The sequence below is a fragment of the Stenotrophomonas maltophilia genome, assembly GCF_013464915.1.
Taxonomy (GTDB): domain Bacteria; phylum Pseudomonadota; class Gammaproteobacteria; order Xanthomonadales; family Xanthomonadaceae; genus Stenotrophomonas; species Stenotrophomonas maltophilia_AT.
Map to the genome: position 1 here is coordinate 33,576 of NZ_RAVT01000026.1, position 22,779 is coordinate 56,354.

Annotated in this window: 21 protein-coding genes; 14 read left to right on the forward strand and 7 right to left on the reverse strand. The window is 64.6% G+C overall.

What is annotated here, in order from left to right; genetic code table 11:
* Positions 1 to 124 precede the first annotated feature (124 nt).
* Positions 125 to 661, forward strand: coding sequence for a hypothetical protein (locus D7T59_RS09650; RefSeq protein ID WP_005410728.1), 537 nt, complete (start codon positions 125 to 127; stop codon positions 659 to 661).
* A gap of 73 nt (positions 662 to 734) precedes the next feature.
* On the opposite strand, the gene hrpA is transcribed toward D7T59_RS09650, so the two are convergent.
* A complete protein-coding gene (hrpA, locus tag D7T59_RS09655) occupies positions 735 to 4,820 on the reverse strand; it encodes an ATP-dependent RNA helicase HrpA (RefSeq protein WP_180852411.1) in 4,086 nt (1,361 codons plus the stop codon).
* A gap of 86 nt (positions 4,821 to 4,906) precedes the next feature.
* Between hrpA and D7T59_RS09660 the strand changes: the two genes are divergently transcribed.
* From D7T59_RS09660 to D7T59_RS09685, 6 genes are all read left to right on the forward strand, one after another.
* The gene (locus D7T59_RS09660; RefSeq protein ID WP_006439098.1) at positions 4,907 to 5,455 is read left to right on the forward strand and encodes a Dps family protein; all 549 of its coding nucleotides are present in this window, start codon (positions 4,907 to 4,909) and stop codon (positions 5,453 to 5,455) included.
* A 544-nt stretch (positions 5,456 to 5,999) separates the two neighbouring features.
* Entirely contained in the window at positions 6,000 to 7,805 is a 1,806-nt protein-coding gene (gene recQ, locus D7T59_RS09665; RefSeq protein ID WP_180852412.1) for a DNA helicase RecQ, read from the forward strand.
* A 146-nt stretch (positions 7,806 to 7,951) separates the two neighbouring features.
* Positions 7,952 to 8,335, forward strand: coding sequence for a CopL family metal-binding regulatory protein (locus tag D7T59_RS09670; protein WP_180852413.1), 384 nt, complete (start codon positions 7,952 to 7,954; stop codon positions 8,333 to 8,335).
* A gap of 75 nt (positions 8,336 to 8,410) precedes the next feature.
* Positions 8,411 to 10,222 (forward strand): copper resistance system multicopper oxidase, encoded by a 1,812-nt coding sequence (locus D7T59_RS09675; RefSeq protein ID WP_180852414.1) that lies wholly within the window; start codon positions 8,411 to 8,413, stop codon positions 10,220 to 10,222.
* Positions 10,219 to 11,229: a copper resistance protein B gene (locus tag D7T59_RS09680; RefSeq protein ID WP_180852415.1), complete on the forward strand. Its 1,011-nt coding sequence runs from the start codon at positions 10,219 to 10,221 to the stop codon at positions 11,227 to 11,229. The genes D7T59_RS09675 and D7T59_RS09680 overlap by 4 nt, the downstream gene beginning before the upstream one ends.
* 81 nt (positions 11,230 to 11,310) lie before the next feature.
* On the forward strand, positions 11,311 to 11,823 hold the full coding sequence (locus D7T59_RS09685; protein ID WP_180852416.1) for a GNAT family N-acetyltransferase: 513 nt from the start codon (positions 11,311 to 11,313) through the stop codon (positions 11,821 to 11,823).
* An 82-nt stretch (positions 11,824 to 11,905) separates the two neighbouring features.
* Here the strand turns inward: D7T59_RS09685 and D7T59_RS09690 are convergent, their stop codons facing one another.
* Positions 11,906 to 12,232: a TFIIB-type zinc ribbon-containing protein gene (locus tag D7T59_RS09690; RefSeq protein ID WP_180852417.1), complete on the reverse strand. Its 327-nt coding sequence runs from the start codon at positions 12,230 to 12,232 to the stop codon at positions 11,906 to 11,908.
* A gap of 149 nt (positions 12,233 to 12,381) precedes the next feature.
* Here D7T59_RS09690 and D7T59_RS09695 point away from each other — a divergent pair, with 149 nt between their 5' ends.
* Together D7T59_RS09695 and D7T59_RS09700 are read left to right on the forward strand one after the other, a co-directional pair.
* On the forward strand, positions 12,382 to 13,149 hold the full coding sequence (locus tag D7T59_RS09695) for a CPBP family glutamic-type intramembrane protease (RefSeq protein ID WP_180852418.1): 768 nt from the start codon (positions 12,382 to 12,384) through the stop codon (positions 13,147 to 13,149).
* Between the two features lie 92 nt (positions 13,150 to 13,241).
* Complete coding sequence (locus D7T59_RS09700) at positions 13,242 to 13,664, forward strand: response regulator (RefSeq protein WP_164138006.1); 423 nt, start codon at positions 13,242 to 13,244, stop codon at positions 13,662 to 13,664.
* A gap of 76 nt (positions 13,665 to 13,740) precedes the next feature.
* Here the strand turns inward: D7T59_RS09700 and D7T59_RS09705 are convergent, their stop codons facing one another.
* The 3 genes from D7T59_RS09705 to D7T59_RS21200 all read right to left on the reverse strand — a co-directional run bounded on the left by D7T59_RS09705 (position 13,741) and on the right by D7T59_RS21200 (position 16,096).
* A complete protein-coding gene (locus D7T59_RS09705) occupies positions 13,741 to 14,679 on the reverse strand; it encodes an alpha/beta hydrolase (protein ID WP_164138008.1) in 939 nt (312 codons plus the stop codon).
* An 82-nt stretch (positions 14,680 to 14,761) separates the two neighbouring features.
* Positions 14,762 to 15,613: an alpha/beta hydrolase gene (locus D7T59_RS09710; protein ID WP_180852419.1), complete on the reverse strand. Its 852-nt coding sequence runs from the start codon at positions 15,611 to 15,613 to the stop codon at positions 14,762 to 14,764.
* Between the two features lie 270 nt (positions 15,614 to 15,883).
* The gene (locus D7T59_RS21200) at positions 15,884 to 16,096 is read right to left on the reverse strand and encodes a hypothetical protein (protein ID WP_180852420.1); all 213 of its coding nucleotides are present in this window, start codon (positions 16,094 to 16,096) and stop codon (positions 15,884 to 15,886) included.
* A 187-nt stretch (positions 16,097 to 16,283) separates the two neighbouring features.
* Between D7T59_RS21200 and D7T59_RS09715 the strand changes: the two genes are divergently transcribed.
* A complete protein-coding gene (locus tag D7T59_RS09715) occupies positions 16,284 to 16,721 on the forward strand; it encodes a hypothetical protein (RefSeq protein WP_258013101.1) in 438 nt (145 codons plus the stop codon).
* A gap of 46 nt (positions 16,722 to 16,767) precedes the next feature.
* Positions 16,768 to 16,926 (forward strand): hypothetical protein, encoded by a 159-nt coding sequence (locus D7T59_RS09720; RefSeq protein ID WP_180852421.1) that lies wholly within the window; start codon positions 16,768 to 16,770, stop codon positions 16,924 to 16,926.
* 47 nt (positions 16,927 to 16,973) lie between these two features.
* On the opposite strand, the gene D7T59_RS21435 is transcribed toward D7T59_RS09720, so the two are convergent.
* A complete protein-coding gene (locus tag D7T59_RS21435; RefSeq protein ID WP_180852422.1) occupies positions 16,974 to 17,750 on the reverse strand; it encodes a CPBP family glutamic-type intramembrane protease in 777 nt (258 codons plus the stop codon).
* A gap of 90 nt (positions 17,751 to 17,840) precedes the next feature.
* Positions 17,841 to 18,011: a hypothetical protein gene (locus D7T59_RS09730; RefSeq protein WP_180852423.1), complete on the reverse strand. Its 171-nt coding sequence runs from the start codon at positions 18,009 to 18,011 to the stop codon at positions 17,841 to 17,843.
* A gap of 494 nt (positions 18,012 to 18,505) precedes the next feature.
* Between D7T59_RS09730 and D7T59_RS09735 the strand changes: the two genes are divergently transcribed.
* The 3 genes from D7T59_RS09735 to D7T59_RS09745 all read left to right on the forward strand — a co-directional run bounded on the left by D7T59_RS09735 (position 18,506) and on the right by D7T59_RS09745 (position 22,774).
* Entirely contained in the window at positions 18,506 to 20,623 is a 2,118-nt protein-coding gene (locus tag D7T59_RS09735) for a peptidase domain-containing ABC transporter (RefSeq protein ID WP_180852424.1), read from the forward strand.
* The gene (locus D7T59_RS09740) at positions 20,620 to 21,864 is read left to right on the forward strand and encodes an HlyD family secretion protein (protein WP_180852425.1); all 1,245 of its coding nucleotides are present in this window, start codon (positions 20,620 to 20,622) and stop codon (positions 21,862 to 21,864) included. Before D7T59_RS09735 ends, D7T59_RS09740 begins: the two co-directional genes overlap by 4 nt.
* A gap of 592 nt (positions 21,865 to 22,456) precedes the next feature.
* Positions 22,457 to 22,774, forward strand: a complete 318-nt coding sequence (locus tag D7T59_RS09745; RefSeq protein WP_180852426.1) for a hypothetical protein — start codon at positions 22,457 to 22,459, stop codon at positions 22,772 to 22,774.
* The last annotated feature ends 5 nt before the right edge of the window (positions 22,775 to 22,779 follow it).

Consider the following 22,779-nt stretch of genomic DNA (forward strand, 5'->3'; position numbering starts at 1 on the left):
GAGCAGGCAAGACAGAGGTTCCTACACTAGCGCCGGTGCCGTTCAGGGACAATCACCGCGGCCACCATCACCCGGCATGAAGACATGCCGCTACACTCGCGGGCAAACCCAGGAGAGTTCCGCCATGCCCTCGATCGCCCCGCGTTTCCGCCCACGGCTGCTGGCCTGCGCCGCACTGCTGCTGTCCCTGTCGGCGCCTGCGCTGGCCCAGCGCGTGGTGGACGGTGACCTGCAGCAGCAGATGTCGCCGACCGAGTTCAAGGCGGCTGGCCTGGACAAGCTGAGCGCGCAGGAACTGGCCACGCTCAACCGCTGGCTGCAGGGCAAGGTCGAAGCGGCCACGACCCAGGCGGTGGCGGCGGTGCGCGAAGAAGCCCGCGAGCAGGGCCGCCAGGAAGTGATCGTGAAGAACCGCGGGTTCTTCGATTTCGGCAGCAGCGAGCCGATCACCGGCGTACTGCAGGGCGAGTTCCGTGGCTTCGGCAAGGGCCGTGTCTACGTGCTGGACAACGGCCAGGAATGGGAGCAGACCGACAGCACCAGCGTGGTCGGCGTGCGCAAGCAGTCGCCCAAGGTCAGCATCAAGCCTGGCGTGATGGGCGTGTGGTACATGAAGGTGGAAGGCGTGAACAGCCAGCCCAAGGTGCGCCGCTCCAAGTAATAGATCCACGCCACGCGTGGATGACATTCCACCGCACCCCGCCGGTCATTGTCCGGCGGGGTCGGGCCGGGGGTTACGAGGCCTGGCGCAATGCGGTCACCCGCTGCGCCAGCTTCTTCGCCGAGATGCCGGTGCGTGCGCCCAGCTCCTGCGCGAACAGCGACACCCGCAGCTCTTCCAGATCCCAGCGCAGCGCCTGCCATTGCGGGCGATCGCGCAGGCCCTGCTGCTCGCCCACCTCCAGCGCTTCCAGGAATGGGTACAGTTCCAGCATGCGCGCCTGGTCGCGCGGTGGATCGCGCTTGGCCCGCTCGGTACGCAGGATCATCGCCTTCAGGTAGCGTGGGTACTGGGCAAGGGCGTCGGCAGGCGTGTCACGCAGGAAGCCGGGATGGATCAGCCCGGCCAGCTGCGCTTCCATGTCGTCCAGGTTGCCGCGCGCCCAACCCATCAACGGCGCCTCCAGCATCGGCTTCAGTTCCGCCACCAGCGCCAGGATGGACTCGGCCAGTTTCAGCCGCGACATCGCCTCGCCGAACAGGGCCTTGGCCGCATGCTCGCGGCGCTGCTCGAAGGTTGCCGCATCGCGGATGTCTTCCAGGCCTTCGGCCAGCACCGCGTTCATCGCCGCATCCACCAGGTCTCCGCGCAGGCGTTCCTGCGATTCGATCGCCGCATACAGCAGGCCGGTCTTGGCGCCCACCGGCAACTGCTTGCGTGCCTGCTTGACCTTCTCGGCCAGGGCGATCTCCAGCAGCCGGCGCACGCCCAGCGGGTGGGCCTCCTGCGCCTGCTGCCGATCGGCGAAGATGCGCAGCGCCACGCTGTCGCCCTCGTCCAGCAGCGCCGGATAGGCCGGCACGCCGGCTTCACCGGGTACCTGCAGCGGAATCGGCGTGGCCGGGAACGTGCGCAGGCCATCGGCGGCCATCTCGCGCCCAGCGCGTGCAGCGAACGCATCGCCGGCACGACCACCGAATTTCGCGCGCAGTGCGTCCAGATCGCGCGAGGTGGCCAGCACCTTGCCCTGCTCGTCGCGCAGCCGCAGGTTCATGTGCAGGTGCGGTTCGATCGAACCCGGCTCGAAATCGAGCGCCGTCACCGTTGCGCCGGTTGCGCGTGACAGGAAGCGCGCCAGTTCGCCGGTAATGGCATCGGCGCTGGGCTGCGGGAACGCCTCGTAGAACGCGCGACCGAAGTCCGGCGCCGGCACGTAGTTGCGGCGCATCGCCTTGGGCAGGCTGCGGATCAGTGCCGACGCCTTGTCGGCGACGAAGCCAGGCGCCAGCCAGCCCAGCTGCACCGGGTCCAACGCGTTGAGCAGGTGCAGGGGCACGTCCAGGGTCACGCCATCGTCGTCGGCACCCGGTTCGAAGCGGTAATGCAGTGGCAGGCGCGCCTGGCCCAGCGCCAGGTACTTCGGGTAGCGCTCCTGTTCGCTGCCCTCGCCCGGCAACAGGTCGACCAGCGACCAGTGCAGGCTCTTGCGCTGTTCCGGCGCCAGCCCCTTCCACCAGGTATCCAGACCCGCAGCCGAGTGGATCTGCGGCGGCACCCGGTCCAGGTACCAGCGGGCCTGCCAATCTTCGTCAGCCACGATGCCGGCACGGCGCAGCTTCGCCTCTTCCTCGCGTGCCAGTTCCAGCACCTTCTGGTTGTCGGCCACGAAACTGGCGCGGGTATTGATCTCGCCGGTCACCAGCGCCTGGCGCACGAAGATGTCGTGCGCTTCAACGGGCTCGATGCGGCCGTAGTGCACCGGTTTCTTCGGCGCCAGCACCAGGCCGAACAGGCTGATCTGCTCGGACGCCAGCACCTGGCCCTGCGCGCGCGACCAGTGCGGATCGAAATGCTTGCGCAGCAGCAGGTGCGGCAGCTCGGCGATCACCCAGTCCGGTTCGATCGCGGCCAGGGTCATGCCCCACACCTTCTGCGTATCCAGCAGATTGGCCACCAGCAGCCATGGCGGCGGACGCTTGGACAGCGCCGAACCCGGGAACGGCAGGAAGCGACGCTGGCGTGGTGCCTGGAAATCGCCCTTCTCGGTGCGGTGGCCAATCTGCGTCGGCAGGCCCGCCACCAGCGCCCGGTGCAGGGTCTGGTAGGCGGCAGCGCGTACACGTTCGCTGAAGCCGCCGCCGGCGGGCGCCTGTTCCTTCTGCGCACGCACGGCTACCGGCGCCGGTGCGGCCTCGGCCTTGCCTTCGCGGGCCAGGCGCGCGGCACGGTGCAGCTGGCCTCGGGTGGCTTTCACTGCGGCGGCATCATCGCGCGCAGGGGCAGGCGCACTGCTGCCGGCCAGCAACGGTGCCATCGATGCCTCGATGGCTTCTTCCTTCCAGCCCAGCTCTTCGCACAGCAGGCGCAGCTGACGATGCAGTTCGCGCCATTCACGCATGCGCAGGAAGCCGAGGAAGTGGCGACCACACCAGTCGCGCAGCTTGGATTGGGTCAGGTCTTCGTGGGCCTGCCGGTAGGCATCCCACAGGCGCAGCACGCCGACGAATTCCGAACGCCCATCGGCAAACTGCGCATGCGCGCTGTCGGCCGCGCCACGCGCTTCAGGCGGGCGCTCGCGCGGGTCCTGGATGCCCAGGAACGAGGCGATCACCAGCATCGGCCGCAGGCAGCCGGCGGCCTGCGCGGCCACCAGCATGCGCGCCAGCTTCACGTCCACCGGCAGGCGGGCCATCTGCTTGCCGATGGTGGTCATGCGCCGCTCGGCGTCGATCGCGCCCAGCTCGGTCAGCTGCTGCCAGCCGTCGGCCACCGCGCGCTCATCCGGTGCTTCCAGGAACGGGAATTCTTCGATGCGGCCCAGGCCCAGCTGCAGCATGCGCAGGATCACCCCGGCCAGGCTGGAGCGGCGGATTTCCGGATCGGTGAACTCCGGCCGCGCCTGGAAATCGGCCTCGGCGTACAGGCGGTAGCAGATGCCCTCGGCGATACGGCCGCAGCGGCCCTTGCGCTGGTTGGCGCTGGCCTGCGAGATCGGCTCGATGTGCAGGCGGTCCAGCTTGTTGCGCGGGCTGTAGCGCTTGACGCGTGCGAAGCCCGGATCGACCACGTAGCGGATGCGCGGCACCGTCAGCGAGGTTTCGGCCACGTTGGTGGCCAGCACGATGCGCCGGTTCGGCCCCGGGTTGAACACCCTGTCCTGGTCCTGGTTGGACAGGCGCGCGTACAGGGGGAGCACCTCGGTATTGCGGTATTTGCGGCGCTCCAGCGACTGGTGCGCATCGCGGATCTCGCGTTCGCCCGGCAGGAAGATCAGCACGTCGCCGCGCGCATCCAGGCGGGTGATCTCGTCGATGGCCGACACGATGGCATCGTTGACGGTACGCTCGCCCTGGTCTTCGCCTTCGCCTTCCAGCGCGCGGTAACGCACTTCCACCGGATAGGTACGGCCTTCGACGCTGATCACCGGTGCATTGTCGAAATGCTGGGCGAAGCGCTCGGTATCGATGGTGGCCGAGGTCACGATCAGCTTCAGGTCCGGGCGCTTGCGCAGCAGCTGCTTCAGGTAGCCCAGCAGGAAGTCGATGTTGAGGCTGCGTTCGTGCGCCTCGTCGACGATGATCGTGTCGTAGTTCGACAGCCAGCGGTCGCTGGCGATCTCCGCCAGCAGGATGCCGTCGGTCATGAACTTGATGCGGCTGTCTTCGCTGACCTTGTCATTGAAGCGCACCTGGTAGCCGACCAGCTGGCCCAGTTCGCTCTGCAGCTCCTGCGCCACGCGGCTGGCCACCGCGCGTGCGGCAATCCGTCGCGGCTGGGTGCAGCCGATCATCCCGGCCTGGCCACGACCCGCGGCCAGGCACAGTTTCGGCAGCTGGGTGGTCTTGCCCGAGCCGGTTTCACCGGCGATCACCACCACCTGATGATCGCGGATCAGCCCGATGATGGCGTCGGCTTCACGCGCAATCGGCAGCTGCGGGTCCAGAGTAATGGACGGCTGCTGCTGCGCCCGTGTCATCCGGCGCTGCACCGACGCCTGCAAGGCCTGCTCGAAGGTGGCGGCCAGTGCCGCATCCTGTGGCTTGGCCTGGCACCGCGAGAGCATCCCCAGCAAACGGCCCCGGTCGCGGCTCATGGCGCCGTCGATGGCGGCGCGCTGTTGGCGCAGGCGGGGCGATGGATTTTTATCGATAGAGTTCATCAATCGGTTCGTTCAAAACTTTGAAAGCGACCAGTCATCACGACCGGTTTATTGTGAAGGCCAACGATTCCACAAGGAGGAACCCCATGGCGAAGACCAAGAGCACGACCAAGGCCAAGACCGGCAAGCAGAAGCTTGCAGCGGCGGCACCGTCGGCGCCGAACATCGATATCGGGATCACCCAGGGCGACCGCAAGAAGATCGCCGACGGCCTGTCGCGCTTCCAGGCCGATGCGTTCACGCTCTACCTGAAGACGCACAACTTCCACTGGAACGTGACCGGGTCGATGTTCAACTCGCTGCACACCATGTTCGAGACGCAGTACACCGAGCAGTGGGCGGCACTGGACGACGTGGCCGAGCGCATCCGCGCGCTGGGCTTCAATGCCCCGGGCTCCTACCGGGAATTCGCTGCGCTGACCTCGATCGCCGAGGAACCGGGCCTGACCGACAGTGCGGACTGGCGTGAAATGGTACGCCAGTTGGTGGTCGCCAACGAAGCGGTCTGCCGTACGGCACGTGAAGTGCTGGACGTGGCGGCCAAGGGCGACGACGCGCCGACCGAGGATCTGATGACCCAGCGCCTGCAGACCCACGAGAAGTACGCCTGGATGCTGCGCTCCCTGCTCCAGTAAGGGTTTGGGGGGTCTCGGCAGGGCTGCGCCCTGCACCCGCAGAGGCCACTGCAACGGCAACAGCCGGAGCAAAAGCTGGTTTCCTGTGGGTTGGCGGGGTGGGTCCGGCGGCAGGGGACGCCGTAAACCCGTCCATGGGGGCTTGGCCGCGGCATCCATGCCGCGGACACCCCTGCCACCGAACCCACCCCGCCTTCGACAGGTCTCCGCGATCTGCCGGCAAAGCCATTGGGGTCAGAGCCGTTTTCCGCAGKAAAACGGCTCTGACCCCATTTTGTTTGTCGATATCTGACAGATTTCATCCACGCATGGCGTGGATCTACGAGCCGCCGGTCAACTGTCGAAGGCGGGGCGGTGTCGGATTGCGGGGTGTCAGCCGCATGGATGCGGCTGCCAAGCCCCCAAGGATGGGTTCACGGCGTCCCCGCAATCCGACACCGCCCCGCCAACCCACGGATAGCCCGCTTTTGACGTTGACGTTGCCGTTGATTCGGCGGGTGCAGGGCGCAGCCCTGCCGCCGCCTCCGGGAGGTAAACTAGCTGGATGGCTTCCCGTCCCGCGCACGAACTGCTCCAACGCGTCTTTGGTTACGACGATTTCCGTGGTCCCCAGCAGGACATCGTGGAGCACGTGGCTGCCGGACATGACGCACTCGTCCTCATGCCCACCGGCGGCGGCAAGTCGCTGTGCTACCAGGTGCCGGCCCTGCTGCGTGACGGATGTGGCATCGTCATCTCGCCGCTCATCGCGCTCATGCAGGACCAGGTCGAAGCCCTGCGCCAGCTCGGCGTGCGTGCCGAGTACCTGAATTCAACCCTGGATGCCGAGACCGCCGGCCGCGTCGAGCGCGAACTGCTCGCGGGCGAGCTGGACATGCTCTATGTCGCCCCCGAGCGCCTGCTGACCGGCCGCTTCCTGTCGCTGCTGTCGCGCAGCCACATCGCGCTGTTCGCGATCGACGAAGCACACTGCGTGTCGCAGTGGGGCCATGACTTCCGCCCCGAGTACCGCCAGCTGACCGTGCTGCACGAGCGCTGGCCGCAGATCCCGCGGATTGCGCTCACCGCCACCGCCGACCCACCGACCCAGCGTGAGATCGCCGAGCGGCTGGACCTGCAGGAAGCCCGCCACTTCGTCAGCTCGTTCGACCGCCCCAACATCCGCTACACCGTGGTGCAGAAGGACAACGCCCGCAAACAGCTGACCGACTTCCTGCGTGGCCATCGTGGCGAAGCCGGCATCGTCTACTGCATGTCGCGGCGAAAGGTCGAGGAAACCGCCGAGTTCCTGTGCGGCCAGGGTTTCAATGCCCTGCCCTACCACGCCGGCCTGCCGCCTGAAGTGCGCGCGAACAACCAGCGCCGCTTCCTGCGCGAGGACGGCATCGTGATGTGCGCCACCATCGCCTTCGGCATGGGCATCGACAAGCCGGACGTGCGCTTTGTCGCACATACCGACCTGCCCAAGTCGATGGAAGGCTATTACCAGGAAACCGGCCGCGCGGGCCGTGATGGCGAAGCCGCCGAAGCCTGGCTGTGCTACGGCCTGGGCGACGTGGTCCTGCTCAAGCAGATGATCGAACAATCCGAGGCCGGCGAAGAACGCAAGCAGCTGGAGCGGGGCAAGCTCGATCACCTGCTGGGCTACTGCGAATCCATGCAGTGCCGACGCAAGGTGCTGCTGGCCGGTTTCGGCGAGACCTATCCCCAGCCCTGCGGCAACTGCGACAACTGCCTGACGCCGCCGGCCTCGTGGGACGCGACCATTCCGGCGCAGAAGGCGCTGAGCTGTGTCTACCGAAGCGGCCAGCGCTTCGGCGTCGGCCACCTGATCGACGTGCTGCGTGGCAGCGAGAACGAGAAGGTGAAGCAGCAGGGCCACGATAAGCTCAGTACCTATGCGATCGGTCGCGACCTGGATGCACGCACCTGGCGCAGCGTGTTCCGCCAACTGGTCGCCGCCAGCCTGCTGGAAGTGGACAGCGAGGGCCACGGTGGCCTGCGCCTGACCGATGCCAGCCGCGACGTGTTGACCGGCCGCCGTCAGATCAGCATGCGCCGCGATCCGGCCAACAGCACAAGTGGACGCGAGCGCAGTGCGCAGCGCACCGGGTTGTCGGTACTGCCGCAGGATCTGGCCCTGTTCAACGCCCTGCGCGGCCTGCGTGCCGAACTGGCGCGCGAACAGAACGTGCCGGCCTTCGTGATCTTCCACGACAGCACCCTGCGCAACATCGCCGAGCAACGCCCGACCAGCCTGGATGAACTGGCCCGGGTGGGTGGCATCGGCGGCACCAAGCTGAGCCGCTACGGCCCGCGCCTGGTCGAGATCGTGCGCGAAGAGGGGTGACCGTTTTTCCGCGCCGCGCTACGCGCTCGCCGGGCATGGCCTGGCGCTACCGCAACCCGTGCGCCGGGACATTGGTGCAGGTCCAACCTTGAACCGGCCATTCAGCCGGAAGTGCATCCACGCCCGCTTGCGGCTAGATTAGCGCCATGTCCCTCGCCTCGACCCTGCTTCGTGTCTTGCTCATGCTCAGCCTGTTGCTCAACGGGCTGAACGCGGCGATGGCCAGCGGTCATGAGGAAATGGGGCGGATGGCCCATGCCATGGCCGCCCCGGTTGAAGGCGGTGATGCCGACTGCCACCACCACGCCGCCATGCAGGCCGACCAGGCCCCGCAGGCCAAGGCCCCCGCCCACGACGCCCACTGCCAGATCAAGGACTGCGTGCGCAGCTGCGCCCAGCACCCGCTGCTGGTGGTGCAGCCGTTGCCGTACCTGGCGGGCCCGGCGTTGTCGCTGGCCCCGCAGCCGATGCCGGCCACCGGCCGCCCGGCGCCACCGCTGCCGCCCATCTCACGCCCTCCCATCGGCTGATTCCCGACGCACTGTGCGCCCTGCGCACCGGAGCCGGCCGCCTGCCGGCGTCTTTCCGTGTCTGGAGTCTCCACCATGAATACCCGCAATCCCCCCGGTCCGGGCGCTGTGCCCATGCCGTCGCGACGCCTGTTCGTACAGGGTCTTGCCGCCGGTGGCGTGGTCGCCGGCATCGCTGCCGTCGGCGTGCCGCAGCGCGCGCTTGCCGCGGCCACTGCCACCCCACGCCTGGCCGGTGCGCCCGCTGTCCTCAGTGACACCCGCATCGAACTGGCCATCGGCGAATCGCTGGCCAATTTCACCGGCCGTACCCGCCCGGCGATCACCGTCAACGGCTCGCTGCCAGCGCCGATCCTGCGCTGGCGCGAAGGCCAGACGGTGGATCTGTTCGTACGCAACACGCTGGAACGCCACCCGACCTCGATCCACTGGCACGGCATCCTGCTGCCGGCCAACATGGACGGCGTGCCGGGCCTGAGCTTCAACGGCATCGGCCCCGGCGAGACCTACCACTACCACTTCCAGCTGAAGCAGTCGGGCACCTACTGGTATCACAGCCACTCGATGTTCCAGGAGCAGGCCGGCCTGTACGGTGCGCTGATCATCGACCCGGCCGAACCGGCGCCGTACCACCACGACCGCGAGCACGTGATCATGCTGTCGGACTGGACCGACATGGATCCCGGCGCGCTGTTCCGGCGCATGAAGAAGCTCGCCGAGCATGACAACTACTACAAGCGCACCCTGCCCGACTTCCTGCGTGACGTGAAGCGCGCGGGCTGGTCGGCCGCGCTGTCGGACCGTGGCATGTGGGGCCGGATGCGGATGACGCCGACCGACATCTCCGACATCAACGCGCACACCTACACCTACCTGATGAACGGCACCGCCCCGGCCGGCAACTGGACCGGGCTGTTCCGCAGTGGCGAGAAGGTGCTGCTGCGCTTCATCAACGGCGCCTCGATGACCTACTTCGATGTGCGTATCCCCGGCCTGAAGATGACCGTGGTGGCCGCCGATGGCCAGTACATCCATCCGGTCAGCATCGACGAGTTCCGTATCGCCCCGGCAGAAACCTACGACGTGCTGGTTGAGCCGACCGGCCAGGACGCCTTCACCATCTTCTGCCAGGACATGGGCCGCACCGGCTACGCCGCCGGCACGCTGGCGGTGCGCCATGGCCTGCAGGCACCGATCCCTGCGCGCGACCCGCGCCCGCTGTTGACGATGAGCGACATGGGGCATGACATGGGCTCGGGCGGGCATGGCGGTCACGACATGGCCGCGATGAAGAGCATGGAAGGCGGCTGCGGCGCCAGCATGGGCCACGGTGCGCACGGCGGTGGCGATGCCGCCAGCAAGGCACCGAAGCACCCTGCCAGCGAACGCAACAACCCGCTGGTGGACATGCAGAGTTCGGCCTCCGAACCGAAGCTGGACGACCCCGGCATCGGCCTGCGCGACAACGGCCGCCAGGTGCTGACCTACGGCGCGATGCGCAGCCTGTTCGAAGACCCCGATGGTCGCGAGCCGATCCGCGAGATCGAGTTGCACCTGACCGGCCACATGGAGAAATTCTCCTGGTCGTTCGACGGCATCCCGTTCGCCAGCGCCGAGCCGCTGCGGCTGAACTACGGCGAACGCATGCGCATCGTGCTGGTCAACGACACCATGATGCAGCACCCGATCCACCTGCACGGCGTGTGGAGCGATCTGGAAAACGCGCAAGATGAGTTCCAGGTCCGCAAGCACACCATCGACATGCCGCCGGGCACCCGCCGCAGCTATCGCGTGCGTGCCGATGCACTCGGTCGCTGGGCCTACCACTGCCATCTGCTGTACCACATGGAAGCGGGGATGATGCGCGAAGTGAGGATCGAAGAATGAACCGCTCAGTGCTTTCCCCCAGCCTGCTGGCCCTGGGCCTGGCCGCCGCACTGCCGGTGTTCGCGCAGTCGCACGCGGGCCATGACATGGGCGCGATGGACGCGCCTGCGAAGACCGCGACGACGCCGGTCGATCCGGTCGATCATTCGAAGATGGATCATTCGAAGATGGACCACTCGACCATGGATCATTCGAAGATGGACCACGGCGCGATGCAGCCAGCGGCGATGGACCATTCCGGCATGGATCACTCCAGGATGGACCACGCGGCGATGGGCCACGGCACGCCTGCGCCGACCGAACCGCGCGAACCGATTCCGGTACCCACCGATGCCGACCGCGCCGCCGCCTTCCCGCCGATCGCGCATGGCGCGATGGAACACGCGCCGGAGATCAACAGCCTGCTGCTGATCGATCGCCTTGAACACTGGGACGGCAAGAGCAGCAACGGCCAGGCCTGGGAAGCCACCGGCTGGATCGGCGGCAACATCAACCGCCTGTGGCTGCGCACCGACGGTGAACGCAGCCGTGGCCGCACCGAGTCGTCATCGCTGGAAGCCCTGTACGGCCGCAGCGTGTCGCCGTGGTGGGACGTGCTGGTCGGCGTGCGCCAGGACTTCCGTCCCGCCGACTCGCGCACCTGGGCGGCGATCGGCATCCAGGGCCTGGCGCCGTACAAGTTCGAGAGCTCGGCCACGCTGTACATGGGCTCCGGCGGCCAGGTGCTGGCCAAGGCCGAGGTCGAGTACGACGTGCTGTTGACCAACCGCCTGATCCTGCAGCCGCTGCTGGAAGCCACGGTGGCAGCCAAGGACGAGCCGGAATACGGCATCGGCCGCGGACTGAACAAGGTCGAAGCCGGGCTGCGCCTGCGCTACGAGTTCAGCCGCCGCTTCGCGCCGTACATCGGTATCAGCCACGAACGCAGTTTCGGCGGCACCGCCGACTATGCCGGTGACCACGCGCGCGACACGCGTTGGGTGGCCGGCATCCGCATGTGGTTCTGATCAGCGGAATGTGAGCAACCGCCAGCCCCGGCAGCCGCCGGGGCCGGCTACACTGCGCCACGTTCCAATGCAGGCCCCGCCATGTCGCTGCAGATCCGCCGCGCCACCCTCGCCGATGTCGACGCGCTGTCGGCCATCGCCATCACCACCTACAACGCAACCTGGGGCGACTCGTACCCGGCCCAGGAGCTGCAGGATTTCCTGCAGGCGCACTACAGCAGCGAACCGCAGCGCGCCGAACTGTCCGACCCGCGCAGTGCGATCTGGCTGCTGATGGACGGCAACAGCGTGGTCGGCTACCTGGCCGCCGGTGCCAACACCCTGCCGCATGCCGAGGCCCGCGAAGGCGACATCGAACTGAAGCGTTTCTACATCCTGGGCGCCTACCAGAATGGCGGCCATGGCGCGCGCCTGATGGAAGCGTTCATGGCGTGGCTGGACCACCCGCAGCGCCGCACCCTGTGGGTGGGCGTATGGGAAGAGAACTTCGGCGCGCAACGCTTCTACGCGCGCTACGGCTGCAGCAAGGTCGGCGAGTACGAGTTCATCGTCGGCGACACCCACGACCGCGAGTTCATTCTGCGCCGCGGGTAATCGCGCCGTAGAGTCGAGCTTGCTCGACTGCTTTCCAGCCTTTTTAGAGTCGAGCAAACTCGACTCTACAAAAGCGGCGCGCCTAGAAATCAAACAGCTCCGACAGGAAGCTGTCCTTCTTCTTTTTCTTGTAGCCGTGGCCGTACTGCTGGCCACGGTTGTCCTCGTAGCGCTGGCCAAGGTGGCGGGTATCGCGGTGCATCACCGGCGGCGGCGCAGCGGCCGGCTGCGACTGCACCGGCGCGGGTGGCGGTACTGCAGCACCGGCACCGGCACCGGCGCGCTCGATGATCTTGTCCAGCTCGCCACGGTCCAGCCACACGCCACGGCAACCGGGGCAGTAATCGATCTCGATGCCATGGCGCTCGGCCATCTGCAGGGTCTGGGTCTTGCACACGGGGCACAGCATCGGCATTGCTCCTGTCGGTCTGGCATCGACTGTACCTGCCCTGTGATGACTGTGCGGCAACGCATGACCGATGGCACAGGGACTTCCGGCGTGCGCCTCAGCCGCCGCTGCGCCCGCACACTGCGCCCAGACCCGCAAGGAGTGCGTACATGACCGTCCTGTCCCGTTTGCCCGGCCCACTACGCCTGTTGCTGGTGCTGCTCGGCGTCGGCCTCGGTCTGAATCTGCGTGATGTTGCTGCGGCCGCAGGCGCGCCGATTCCCGCCTTGCCTATGCCTTACGGCGGCAGCCTGCTCGACAACGCACTGGCCGTGCTGCTGGCGCTGCTGCTGGCCGCACTGCTGCGCCCCCGCGGGCTGGGCCTGATGGCCAGCCTCGGCCTGCGGGGGAAAAGTTGGCGCGGCCCGATGTGGGTGCTGCTGGCCAGCCTGCCCTGCTGGCTGGGCCTGGCGCTGCTGGGCACGCCCAACGCCGCACTGACCGCCCTGGATGCAACGATGCTTGCCGTGCTGTTCCCGCTGGCCGAGGAAGTGCTGTTCCGCGGCCTCGGCTTCGTGCTGCTGGTGAAGCTCATTCGCGGCCCGTGGGCCCTGCTCGCGCTGCCTCAGGCGCTGCTGTTCGGCTGGGTGCACTGGCTGGGTTTCGGCGGCTTCGACGGCGGCGGCACCGCCTTGTTCGTCGGCGCGGTCATCGCGCTGGGCGGCTTCATCTTCGCCTGGCTGGACCATCTGGATGGCGACACCCTCTGGTGTGGCCTGGTGCTGCACGTGTCGATGAACCTGGCCTGGAATGTGTTCAGCCTTGATGACGCCGTCGCGCTCGGCTGGCAGGCCACCAGCCTGCGCATCGGCACTGCCCGGCTGGCAGTAGCGGTACTGGCCTGGCAGGTACGCCAGCGGCGCCAGCGCCCGCTGTAACGCCCACTTAGCCTGGCGTGCACGCCGGGATCACCCCCGGCTTGCGCATACTTGCGCGCCTTTTCATTGCTGCTTTCCGGAGCTGTAGCGTCATGTTGCTGTCCAAGCGCCACGTTGAACCCCGCGTCCTGCTGATCGAGGACGCCGAGGAAACCCGCGAGCTGAGCCGTCTTGCGCTGGAAAGCCAGGCCTGCCACGTGGTGGGCGTGAGCTCCGCCGAAGCGGCACTGGGCCTGCTGGCCGCAGGCGAGCGTTTCGACCTGCTGTTCACCGACGTCAATCTGGGCCCGATCAGCGGCATTGAAGCCGCCAACCGGGTCCGCGGCCTCCATCCCCAGCTGCCGATCCTGGTGACGTCGGGCATGGACCAGCACCAGGTGCTGCCGCAGCTGCGCGATGGCATCCATTTCCTGCCCAAGCCCTACAACATGAGCGAGCTGCTCGACGCCATCCGGCTGTGCTTCCGGCACGCCGATGTGGGCGTGTTGACCGGACCGGATGCACAGGCGGCCTGAGGCATTCATCCACGCACGGCGTGGATCTACCGGTTTTTTGCAGTAGATCCACGCCATGCGTGGATGCCGCCCACCATCAACCGCTGCTGTACGGTCCGGTACCCGGGAACACCTTCAGCAGCGCACGGGTGATCATGTCCGGGTAGACGGTGAAGTGGTCCTCGTCATCGATCACCATGTTCTCCACCTTCACCGATCGCCCGCTGCTGCGCAGCTGCTCGGCGAATTCGGCGTTGTGGCGCAGCATGTCGTTGCGGGTGAAATATCGCGGCTCAGGCTTGACCGTTTCAAAGCTGCCCACCGACAACACCACCGTGGTCGGCTGCGCCGGCGCCTTGGCCTCGGCCTGCATGCGCGGCACCCGATGGTCGTCGAACCACAGCGATGGGCTGGACAGGATGTAGGTGCGGAACATGTCCGGGCGCGTGGTCAGCACATAGGCCCCGAACAGGCCACCATAGGAATGACCCGCATAGGCACGCCGCGCCGGATCGGTGCGGTAGCGCGCATCGATCATCGGCAGCACCTGCTCAGCGAGGAAATCGCGGTAGTGCGCCGCGCCGCCGTAGCTGACGTCATCGCTGTAATCACGCGGATCGGTACGCGCCGGGTCGCTGGGCGTGTAATCGCGCGAGCGGCTCTGCTTGGAAGTCAGGCCCTCCTGCGGCGGCAGCCCGACCAGGATGAAATCCTCCAGGTTGACGCCCTTCTGCCCCACCATGTTGCGCACGCTGCGCACCAACGGAAAACTGTACAGCGCATCGGTCACGTACAGCACCGGGTAGTGCTTTTCCGGATGTGCGGCGTAGTCGGCCGGCAACGCCACCCAGACCGGGTAATCGCGGCCGACCGGGTCGTGCACGCGCAGCGCTTCGGTATCCGGCAGTACCACACCCGGCGCAGCGGTGGCCGGGCTCTCCTTCGCTTCACTCTGCGCTGCCGGCGGCGCCACCGACATCGCACAGCCACTCACGGCCAGGCAGGCCGCCACACTCCATCCACGCACACGCAGCATCCACACTCTCCCGTTGCGGGCGGCGCACCGGATGGCGCCGCTGCCGCATCCTTGCATGGTGCGCAAGCCGCTGCCAGTGCGGTCAGGGCGAGGCCGGCGGCGGCGCCGGGAACAGCGTGCGCAGCGCCTGCAATGCGGCCGGATGATAGATGGTGGCGTGGGTTTCCTCCGGCAGCGGCAGGTATTTCACCAGCGGCGACGGCGATGCCTGCTGCAGCAGCGTGGCCAACTGCGCGGCGGACGCAGCCAGCTCCGGCTGCCCACTGCTGGCCAGGAACACGCGCGGCTGCGCACGCGTCACCGCCGGCAGCCGCTTGGCCGCAGCGGCCAACATCGTGCCCCGGTTCCACCACAGGCTGGGGTCCAGCGCGATGTAGCTGTTGAACAGTGTCGGTTCCTGCAGCAGCGTTTCAACCACGAACAGGCCGGCCAACGATTCACCGATCAGCGCGCGCTCGTCGGTGGTCGGGTAACGCTGGCGCACCTGCGGCATCAGTTCATCGCGCAGGAACGTGCGGTAGGCCGCCGAGCCGCCGATGCGCGGCGCAATCTTCTGGTCCTGCGGGTCGTTGCTGGGGCCGGTCATGTCGCGGCGGCGCTCGGTGTTCTCGATGCCGACCAGCAGGAACGGACGCATGCTGCCGTTGCCGCTCAGCACCTGCACCAGCCCGGCCACATGCAGGAAGTCCTCGCCGATGCCGCCATCGGGCATGTAGAGCACCGGCAGCGGCGTTTTCGGGTCCAGGCCCCAGGGCTGCGGGCGATAGACGTTGATGCGGCGGGTCTCGCCCAGCGCCTTCGATTCGATGGTGAAGGTCTCGCCGATCACCAGCGGCGTGGCCGGCGTTGTCTGCGCGGACGGCGCCGGTTCGGCGGCCATCAGTGGCGTGGTGGAGACAGCGGACAACAACAGCGACAGCACGATGAGGCGCATGGGGAAAACCCATCCTGGGAAAGAGACCGAGGATACCGCCCTGCCGCAGGCATTGGCGGCTTCGGCACGCTCAACACCCCTGCCAGATGCGTAGATCCACGCCATGCGTCGATGGATCACTGTAGAGCCTAGCCCACGCTCGGCTAGGCCTTGGTGCAAACCGCAGCCGCGCATGGCTCGGCTCTACAATGCATCCCCCCAACGTGGACGCCAGCGCCAAGGCGTCGCAAATGCACCGATATTTGAGGACATGACTCGCAGGTCATGCCATCACTGCAGGCGAAAATCACGCCAACTTTCCGCGTGATACATCACGGCATCATCGCCGCCACCAGCTGTTCTCGACATTTGCCAACGCGATAGACCGGGCGCAAGCATGAACACGTCGCGTGCTGTCGCTTGCTGCATCAGATGCGCCTGCGCCACCATCGTCGCGCGCCTTGGTTCCGCATTTCTCTTCGGAGAATCCTCATTGAAATCCAAGCGCGTGCGTAAACACCATGCAGCGCCACCGACAACGGGTGGCCCGGGCCTGCAAGCCCGCAATGACATTCACGCTGTTGTTTGCGCTCACCCGCCGACACTGTCTTTGGACCGTGCCGGCGGGTGATCCGTCGGCCTTCATGGTGGGCGGTGCGTGGGGGTCTTCGGGCCCGCCGGTTACTGCGTGATGTCATTCCGGCTTGCAGCCACGCATCGCCTGCCACCCGTCCTGCGCGGTGGCATTCCCCCCAGCGCCGAGGAAGCCGACATGACCCAGCGTCCGACCTATGCTTCAGATACCGCCAGCGTCAACGATGACAATGACAACCCCTCGCCCGAACTGAGCACCTTCCTGGGCTGCCTTGAGCGTATCCGCGCTGGCGAGGGTGCGGATGGCCTGCCCTGGCCTGAAACCAGGCTTTCCGCCGGACGCAAGGTCGCACTGTCGCGCGTGGAACGGACGGCCATCGGCATGCTGACCGTAGCAGAGATGCTGCACGCGGCCGACCGCTGCCGGGCAATGGCAGCGCCGGAACGCCATCTGGATGAAGGCGTGGTCGAGGGGCTGTTCTTCGCCGTCCGTGGGCTGGCGGAACTGGTGTGCCGGGATGTGCGGCTGGAGTAGGCGCACAGCGGGAAGGCACTACATGCGCCCCCTCCTGCAGCGGAACATGATGCTGCTGCACGGGCTCGTGAAGTATCGGATGAATCCGGAGCCCAACGCGGGGCTGGCAAAAAGGCCCCAAGTGAAAGAGGCCGACACCGGCCTTACCGAAGCTCCGTTCAGCAGAACGGCGATGGCACTGAACAATGAATCAGCGCGACGTTGATCTACTGATCATCGCCCCCCAAGTCCGCTTGCGGGCTCCGCTGGCGTTCATCGATGCAAACCGTGCTCCCGCCACGCCCCGCGTCTACGTATCCAGAAAGTACAGCCCGCAAAGGCAGTGATGGAAACCCAGAACCACAAATGGTACGCATCCACTCCAAACATCGTCTGGTCCATCACTCCCCCCGCGCCATCATGGGCAAGGTAGTAGCTCCACAGGAAGGCGAGCATATTGAACGTGGCGTGGAACGCGAATGCAGGAACTATCGACCTGAAATGACAGAAGAGAAAGCCGCAGACCATGGAGAAGATGAAGGCATTGACGATGTGGCCGGACAACGCGTGGAACGCAGCGAAGATCAAAGATGAGACCACAACCCTCCTGACATTGCTGCCTCTGATCACACCCCGCCCGATCAGAACCCCGCGAAAAATGACTTCCTCAACGAATGGGGCAACCAGGCACGTTACGACAACGAATGCCACCACCCTGGCGCTGAACATCGAATACGTGCCATGAGAAACGACAGCTGCCGGCGTCAGAAAATCTCCCGTTCCAACACGTGAAGCAACGTCCCTGATGACCTGTTGACCTGCCACCGTAACCCCCACGAATGCAGCGGCCAGGGCAATCGCGACAAGGAGAGGTTTGCCAAGCCTGCTTCCGCTGTACATCCCAACGAGCAAGGCATCTCTGCGCAACAAGGCGAACATGACGCCATACATCACCAACTGGAACAGCAACGACCAGTAGTACGCGTCCCCTCGATACACGGATCCAGCAAGAATTTCCAATGCGGCCCGCAGGAATACGGCGGCGACCACAATCCCAACGACATCCCTGAGTCTGATGCTAGTACCCTCCGAAGGCGAGGGAAGGTTGCGCCCTTCCCTCGCACTCATTTCGATTGGCGCTTAGTTGAACGTATCGTACAGCCAGATGCCGATGGCGGATCCAATGTTATCCAGCAGCTGAGCGGCGTCGTTGAGGGTTTTCCCGTACTCCGACTGGGGATTGTCAATCGGCTGAGCCAGAGACGCAGCGCCGGAGACTTCAGACACTTCAAAGATAGTCAGTTCACGCATAAAAACTCCTTTTCAAAAAGGCGCATACCCTACGCCATGGGCTCCTGACACATCAGGAATTCCAAGCAGCGACACCGGACGGTCAATGAATCTCCCGGCACGCGCATCGACTCGACATCCTCCCACCAAGCTTTTCAAACCTGGACGATTCGTCCCTGCATCGAAATCAACATTCAATAGACATCTACATTGCCCTGCGGCGCGCCGAGGCCCCAACCGTTGAACCAATCAATCTTGGGACCAGGGATAACATCTGGGTTCTCGCTCCGTCAACAACAATCGACGTAGGAATAATTTCAATCCATTGCAGCACCCACTACTGATCGAAGGTCACTCGCAAGCCGCGCTCACTAAGAAGTAGCTATTGCGAACTCCGACTCCTTCTGTGTATTTATGGAGAACGGAAAGAACGTCCGCCGTCACCCTCTTCTCAAAGCCGCTGCGGCCACATTGGCTCTTTGGCGGCTTGGCGATTACCCAGGAAACGCGAAGCAATGGATGCTGTTCTACAATCAGAAGCTGCTGAGTGCGGCCTTGCTTGCCTAGCCATGATTGCCTCCCATCATGGAAATCGGATAGGCGTGCGCGAGTTGCGCAGGCGACATTCGCTATCCCTCAAGGGTGCGACACTCTCCCAGCTGATGGACATCGCGGTGCAGATGGGCTTTCTCTGCCGCCCACTACGATTGGATCTGGAGCACTTGGCGGATCTAAGACTTCCATGCATCCTGCATTGGGACCTCAATCACTTCGTTGTTCTCACACACGTCAGCAAGCGTCACGTTACGGTCCTTGATCCGGCATTCGGAAAACGCGTTCTGCCTTTGGCGGAGTTCTCACATCATTTCACGGGAGTTGCTCTAGAGCTGAACCCCGATACTGATATGCGTCCATCCATACCGGCGCCCGCGATCGCAATTTCACAATTGACCGGCAGGGTCAGTGGTCTATGGCGCGCACTTGGGCTCATTCTTCTTCTATCACTGGCTTTGCAGGTCTTTGTGTTGCTGGCCCCCTTCTTCATGCAGTGGGTCGTCGATCAGGTGTTGATCGCGGCAGATCGAGATCTTCTGACGGTCCTCGGCATTGGGTTTGGCTTTGCACTGCTACTGCAGATAGGAATTGGAGCGGTGCGGGGATGGGCAGTCATCCATCTCTCCAATCGACTCGGCCTACAATGGATGGGAAATGTCTTCAGCCATTTGATTCGGCTTCCACTTGATTTCTACGAGAAGCGCCATCTGGGTGATATCACCTCACGCATGAGCAGCGTGCAGGCCATCCAGCGGACCCTTACGACAAGCTTTGTGGAAGCCTTGATTGATGGCCTCATGGCGGTCGTGACGCTTGGCATGATGCTGCTCTATAGCTGGAAGCTTGCATTGGTGACGCTGCTCGCCGTCAGTCTCTACCTGATCGTGCGAACCTTGGCATTCCGTGCTCTTCGCAACGGTACTGAGCAGCAGCTGATCGCATCGGCCCTTCAGCAGAGCCATTTGATGGAGACCATTCGGGGCGTGCAGTCCATCAAGATTGCAGGCAGGGAAACGCTACGCCGCTCGGGCTACTACAACTTGATGAATGAAACGATCAATCGCGACGTTGGGCTTGCGCGATTCGGGCTGGCGTTCAACGGCACCAGTCAACTCATCTTTGGTATAGAGCGCATTGCAGTCATCTGGATCGGAGCTATCTTGGCGATGCAGAACGTTTTCTCGGTTGGCATGCTCATCGCTTACCTCGCCTACAAGGATCAGTTCGCTCAAAGGATCAGTGGTCTGATCGAAAAATGGGTAGAGTTCCGGATGCTCAGGCTGCATGGAGAGCGGCTATCTGACATCGTGCTGACCGAGCCTGAAGCTACCGGAGAGTGTGGAGGCGGACTGGGCCTGCCGACCGAGTTGCGTATTGAGGTGGAGAACCTGAGCTTCCGCTATGCGTCTGGGGAGCCGTGGGTGATTCGCAGCTGCAACTTGTCGATCGAGCCCGGAGAGTCGGTCGCAATTGTTGGGGCATCTGGCTGTGGAAAGACCACTCTTCTTAAGCTGTTGCTTGGACTCCTGACGCCAACCGAAGGGCAAATCCGGATTGGCGGGGTTCCACTGCAGAATATTGGAATGGAGCACTACCGCCGCGTCATTGGCGCAGTGATGCAGAATGATCAACTTTTTGCCGGAAGCATTAGCGATAACATCAGCTTTGAGAGTGAGAGTATTGACGAAGATCGTATTCGGGAGGCGGCCAAGCTCGCTGCAGTGAACGACGACATCGCAGCAATGAGCATGGGATACAACAGTCTGATTGGCGATATGGGCACCACTTTGTCTGGTGGCCAGAAGCAACGGGTGATCCTGGCGCGAGCCTTGTATCGGAAACCCCAGTTGTTGTTCCTGGACGAGGCGACCAGTCACCTTGACGTGGAGCGCGAACGTCAGGTCAACGAGGCAGTGCGTCAGCTTGACTTGACGCGCATCGTCATTGCGCATCGTCCAGAGACGATTGCCAGCGCCGATCGAGTACTGGTCATGCATGCAGGCGCGATCGTTCGCGAACTGCACCCTTCGACAAGTCCGGAGAGCGAGCGGTCAGTTACCAGCGAGGTGCTTGCATGAACGGGCTGTTTCGCCGGGAAGTTCTCGAAGCCAAGCGAGGAAGTTGGCTTGGAAGCATCTCACTTGCCCAGCCCATCAAGCTGTGGGTGCTCGCGATCTTGGCGGCCAGCTCTGCTGCAGTTGTGTTGGGCTTCTTCACCTTTGGAGAGTACACCCGACGGTCGAGGGTGGAGGGCGAGTTGGTTCCGGATCTTGGCCTCTCCACGGTCGTAGCGCCTTCTGCTGGCGTTGTCGCCGCTCTGCATGCAGAAGAAGGCGACCGTGTTCAGCGCCAGGCGGCATTGCTCTTGATCAACGTGCCACGAGTCACGGCAGCTGGTGACGATGCGCTTAAGGTCATGCGTGATGGTCAAGAGACTCGGGCTGTGAGCTTGGGCACGCTTCAGGACGCACAAGATCGACAACTGCAGGTCCAGCAGCGTGGCATTGAGCAGCAACGCGACGCATTGCGTCGTGAGTTGAAGCAAATCGAAGGCGAGATCCACACTCGTGGGGAGCAGGTGCGCATTGGCCAGGAAACAGTTCAGCGCTTTCGTCAAGTGGTCGATCAACGCTATGTCAGCTTGATCCAACTTGGCCAGCAGGAACAGTCGATGTTGGACATGCTCAATGCACAGCAATCTCTGCAGCGTCAGGCAACGTCAATGCGCCGCACGCTTGCTCAACTAGACCAGTCACTTGCAGAACTTCCCGAGCAGCGGCGTGCTGCCCAAGCTACGACTGAGCGTGACTTGGCGGCGCTCAGCCAGGAGTCTGTTCAGGCAGAGGCCAGCGGCGAGTTGTTGTTGCGCGCTCCGGTCTCTGGTCTGGTTGCCAGTAGATTGGTAGAAACGGGGCAGGCGGTGCAAATCGGTCAACCGATTCTTAGCCTCCTGCCAGAAGGGTCACAGTTGCGCGCACAACTGTTGGTTCCAAGCGCCGCAATAGGGTTCGTCAAGCCCGGTGATCGCGTGCTACTGCGTTATCTGGCCTATCCATACCAGAAATTTGGAAGCCACGAAGGCACGGTCATTCGTGTTTCTAGAAGTGCAGTTGCAGCTGCCAACTCCAGAGGTGAAACCGGAGAGCCCGTCTACCGGGTGCTTGTTTCCTTGGATAAGCAAAGTGTTCTGGCGTATGGGGTGCCGGAAGCACTGCGCCCTGGGATGCGTTTGGAAGCGGACATCATGGGAGAGCGTAGACGACTGTACGAGTGGATCCTCGAGCCACTCTACTCCGTGGCAGGAAGAGTTGGCGGTTAGGCTCATTGCCTTCGGAGCATGGCCAATCAGCCGTCGGCCATCAGGCTATCCACATTTCTCGCCGGACCGTGCGTATAGGAGCAACGAATGCATGCGGCGACTACTCCCCGCCGAACACGCTGGCCTGCTCCTGGCAGGCGACGGGAAGTTGCGTCGATCAGCGCATTGCGTCGTCCGGGACCCGTCATGCTCCGGCATGACGGGCTCGCCAGGTTACAGCTCCACCGCGGGCGTGCTCGTATCAACTGGCAGCTCAGTTTTTTAAGCTAGGCAATGGTCTACGGCTGCGGCACCAGAACCTGCAGGAGCCCCAGGAGGGGCGGGTAGGTGGCCCCACTCCACGCTGCTCGACGGCGTCGGCATTCTGACCGTGGCGGAGATGCTGCGCACTGCTGACCGCTGTTGATCGATGGAAACACTGGAATGCCATCTGGATGAGGGCCTGGTCGAGGGGCTGTTCTTCGCCGTCCGCAGCCTGGCGGAGCTGGTGTGCCGGGATGTGCGGCCGGAGTAGATGCACCAGTGCCACGAACCGGCCCATACTGGCGCCGGACCGATCCCGAGTCCCATCGAAACCTACAAGGAGGTTTGCATGTTGAATGTCGTGATCGTTGCCGCGCTGGCTGCTGGCCCCGCTGCATCCGTACCGTACGCCGATTGCCTGCTCAGCAACATTCAGCCTGGCCTGTCCGATCGCGCTGTGCAGCTTGTGCAGCAGGCCTGCGCCTCGAAGCATCCGGAAAGCTACGTCGCGTCGGCAGAACTGGAACGCACCTACAGCGCCCAGCGGCAGGCGCGGTTCGATGCGGATCGTGCTGCGGCCGAACGGGCCGCCAACGCCGCAGCCTCTGCCGCACAGGCAGCAGCGGAACGCGAGGCGGCCCGAGCGCAGGGTGCCAAGGCCCGGTAGGCGTT

Coding starts and splice junctions, on each gene's coding strand:
- D7T59_RS09650 (WP_005410728.1), top strand. CDS start 125: ATGCCCTCGATCGCCCCGCGTTTCCGCCCACGGCTGCTGGCCTGCGCC.
- hrpA (WP_180852411.1), bottom strand. CDS start 4,820: ATGAACTCTATCGATAAAAATCCATCGCCCCGCCTGCGCCAACAGCGC.
- D7T59_RS09660 (WP_006439098.1), top strand. CDS start 4,907: ATGGCGAAGACCAAGAGCACGACCAAGGCCAAGACCGGCAAGCAGAAG.
- recQ (WP_180852412.1), top strand. CDS start 6,000: ATGGCTTCCCGTCCCGCGCACGAACTGCTCCAACGCGTCTTTGGTTAC.
- D7T59_RS09670 (WP_180852413.1), top strand. CDS start 7,952: ATGTCCCTCGCCTCGACCCTGCTTCGTGTCTTGCTCATGCTCAGCCTG.
- D7T59_RS09675 (WP_180852414.1), top strand. CDS start 8,411: ATGAATACCCGCAATCCCCCCGGTCCGGGCGCTGTGCCCATGCCGTCG.
- D7T59_RS09680 (WP_180852415.1), top strand. CDS start 10,219: ATGAACCGCTCAGTGCTTTCCCCCAGCCTGCTGGCCCTGGGCCTGGCC.
- D7T59_RS09685 (WP_180852416.1), top strand. CDS start 11,311: ATGTCGCTGCAGATCCGCCGCGCCACCCTCGCCGATGTCGACGCGCTG.
- D7T59_RS09690 (WP_180852417.1), bottom strand. CDS start 12,232: ATGCTGTGCCCCGTGTGCAAGACCCAGACCCTGCAGATGGCCGAGCGC.
- D7T59_RS09695 (WP_180852418.1), top strand. CDS start 12,382: ATGACCGTCCTGTCCCGTTTGCCCGGCCCACTACGCCTGTTGCTGGTG.
- D7T59_RS09700 (WP_164138006.1), top strand. CDS start 13,242: ATGTTGCTGTCCAAGCGCCACGTTGAACCCCGCGTCCTGCTGATCGAG.
- D7T59_RS09705 (WP_164138008.1), bottom strand. CDS start 14,679: ATGCTGCGTGTGCGTGGATGGAGTGTGGCGGCCTGCCTGGCCGTGAGT.
- D7T59_RS09710 (WP_180852419.1), bottom strand. CDS start 15,613: ATGCGCCTCATCGTGCTGTCGCTGTTGTTGTCCGCTGTCTCCACCACG.
- D7T59_RS09715 (WP_258013101.1), top strand. CDS start 16,284: ATGTCATTCCGGCTTGCAGCCACGCATCGCCTGCCACCCGTCCTGCGC.
- D7T59_RS09720 (WP_180852421.1), top strand. CDS start 16,768: ATGATGCTGCTGCACGGGCTCGTGAAGTATCGGATGAATCCGGAGCCC.
- D7T59_RS09730 (WP_180852423.1), bottom strand. CDS start 18,011: ATGCGTGAACTGACTATCTTTGAAGTGTCTGAAGTCTCCGGCGCTGCG.
- D7T59_RS09735 (WP_180852424.1), top strand. CDS start 18,506: ATGGATGCTGTTCTACAATCAGAAGCTGCTGAGTGCGGCCTTGCTTGC.
- D7T59_RS09740 (WP_180852425.1), top strand. CDS start 20,620: ATGAACGGGCTGTTTCGCCGGGAAGTTCTCGAAGCCAAGCGAGGAAGT.
- D7T59_RS09745 (WP_180852426.1), top strand. CDS start 22,457: ATGTTGAATGTCGTGATCGTTGCCGCGCTGGCTGCTGGCCCCGCTGCA.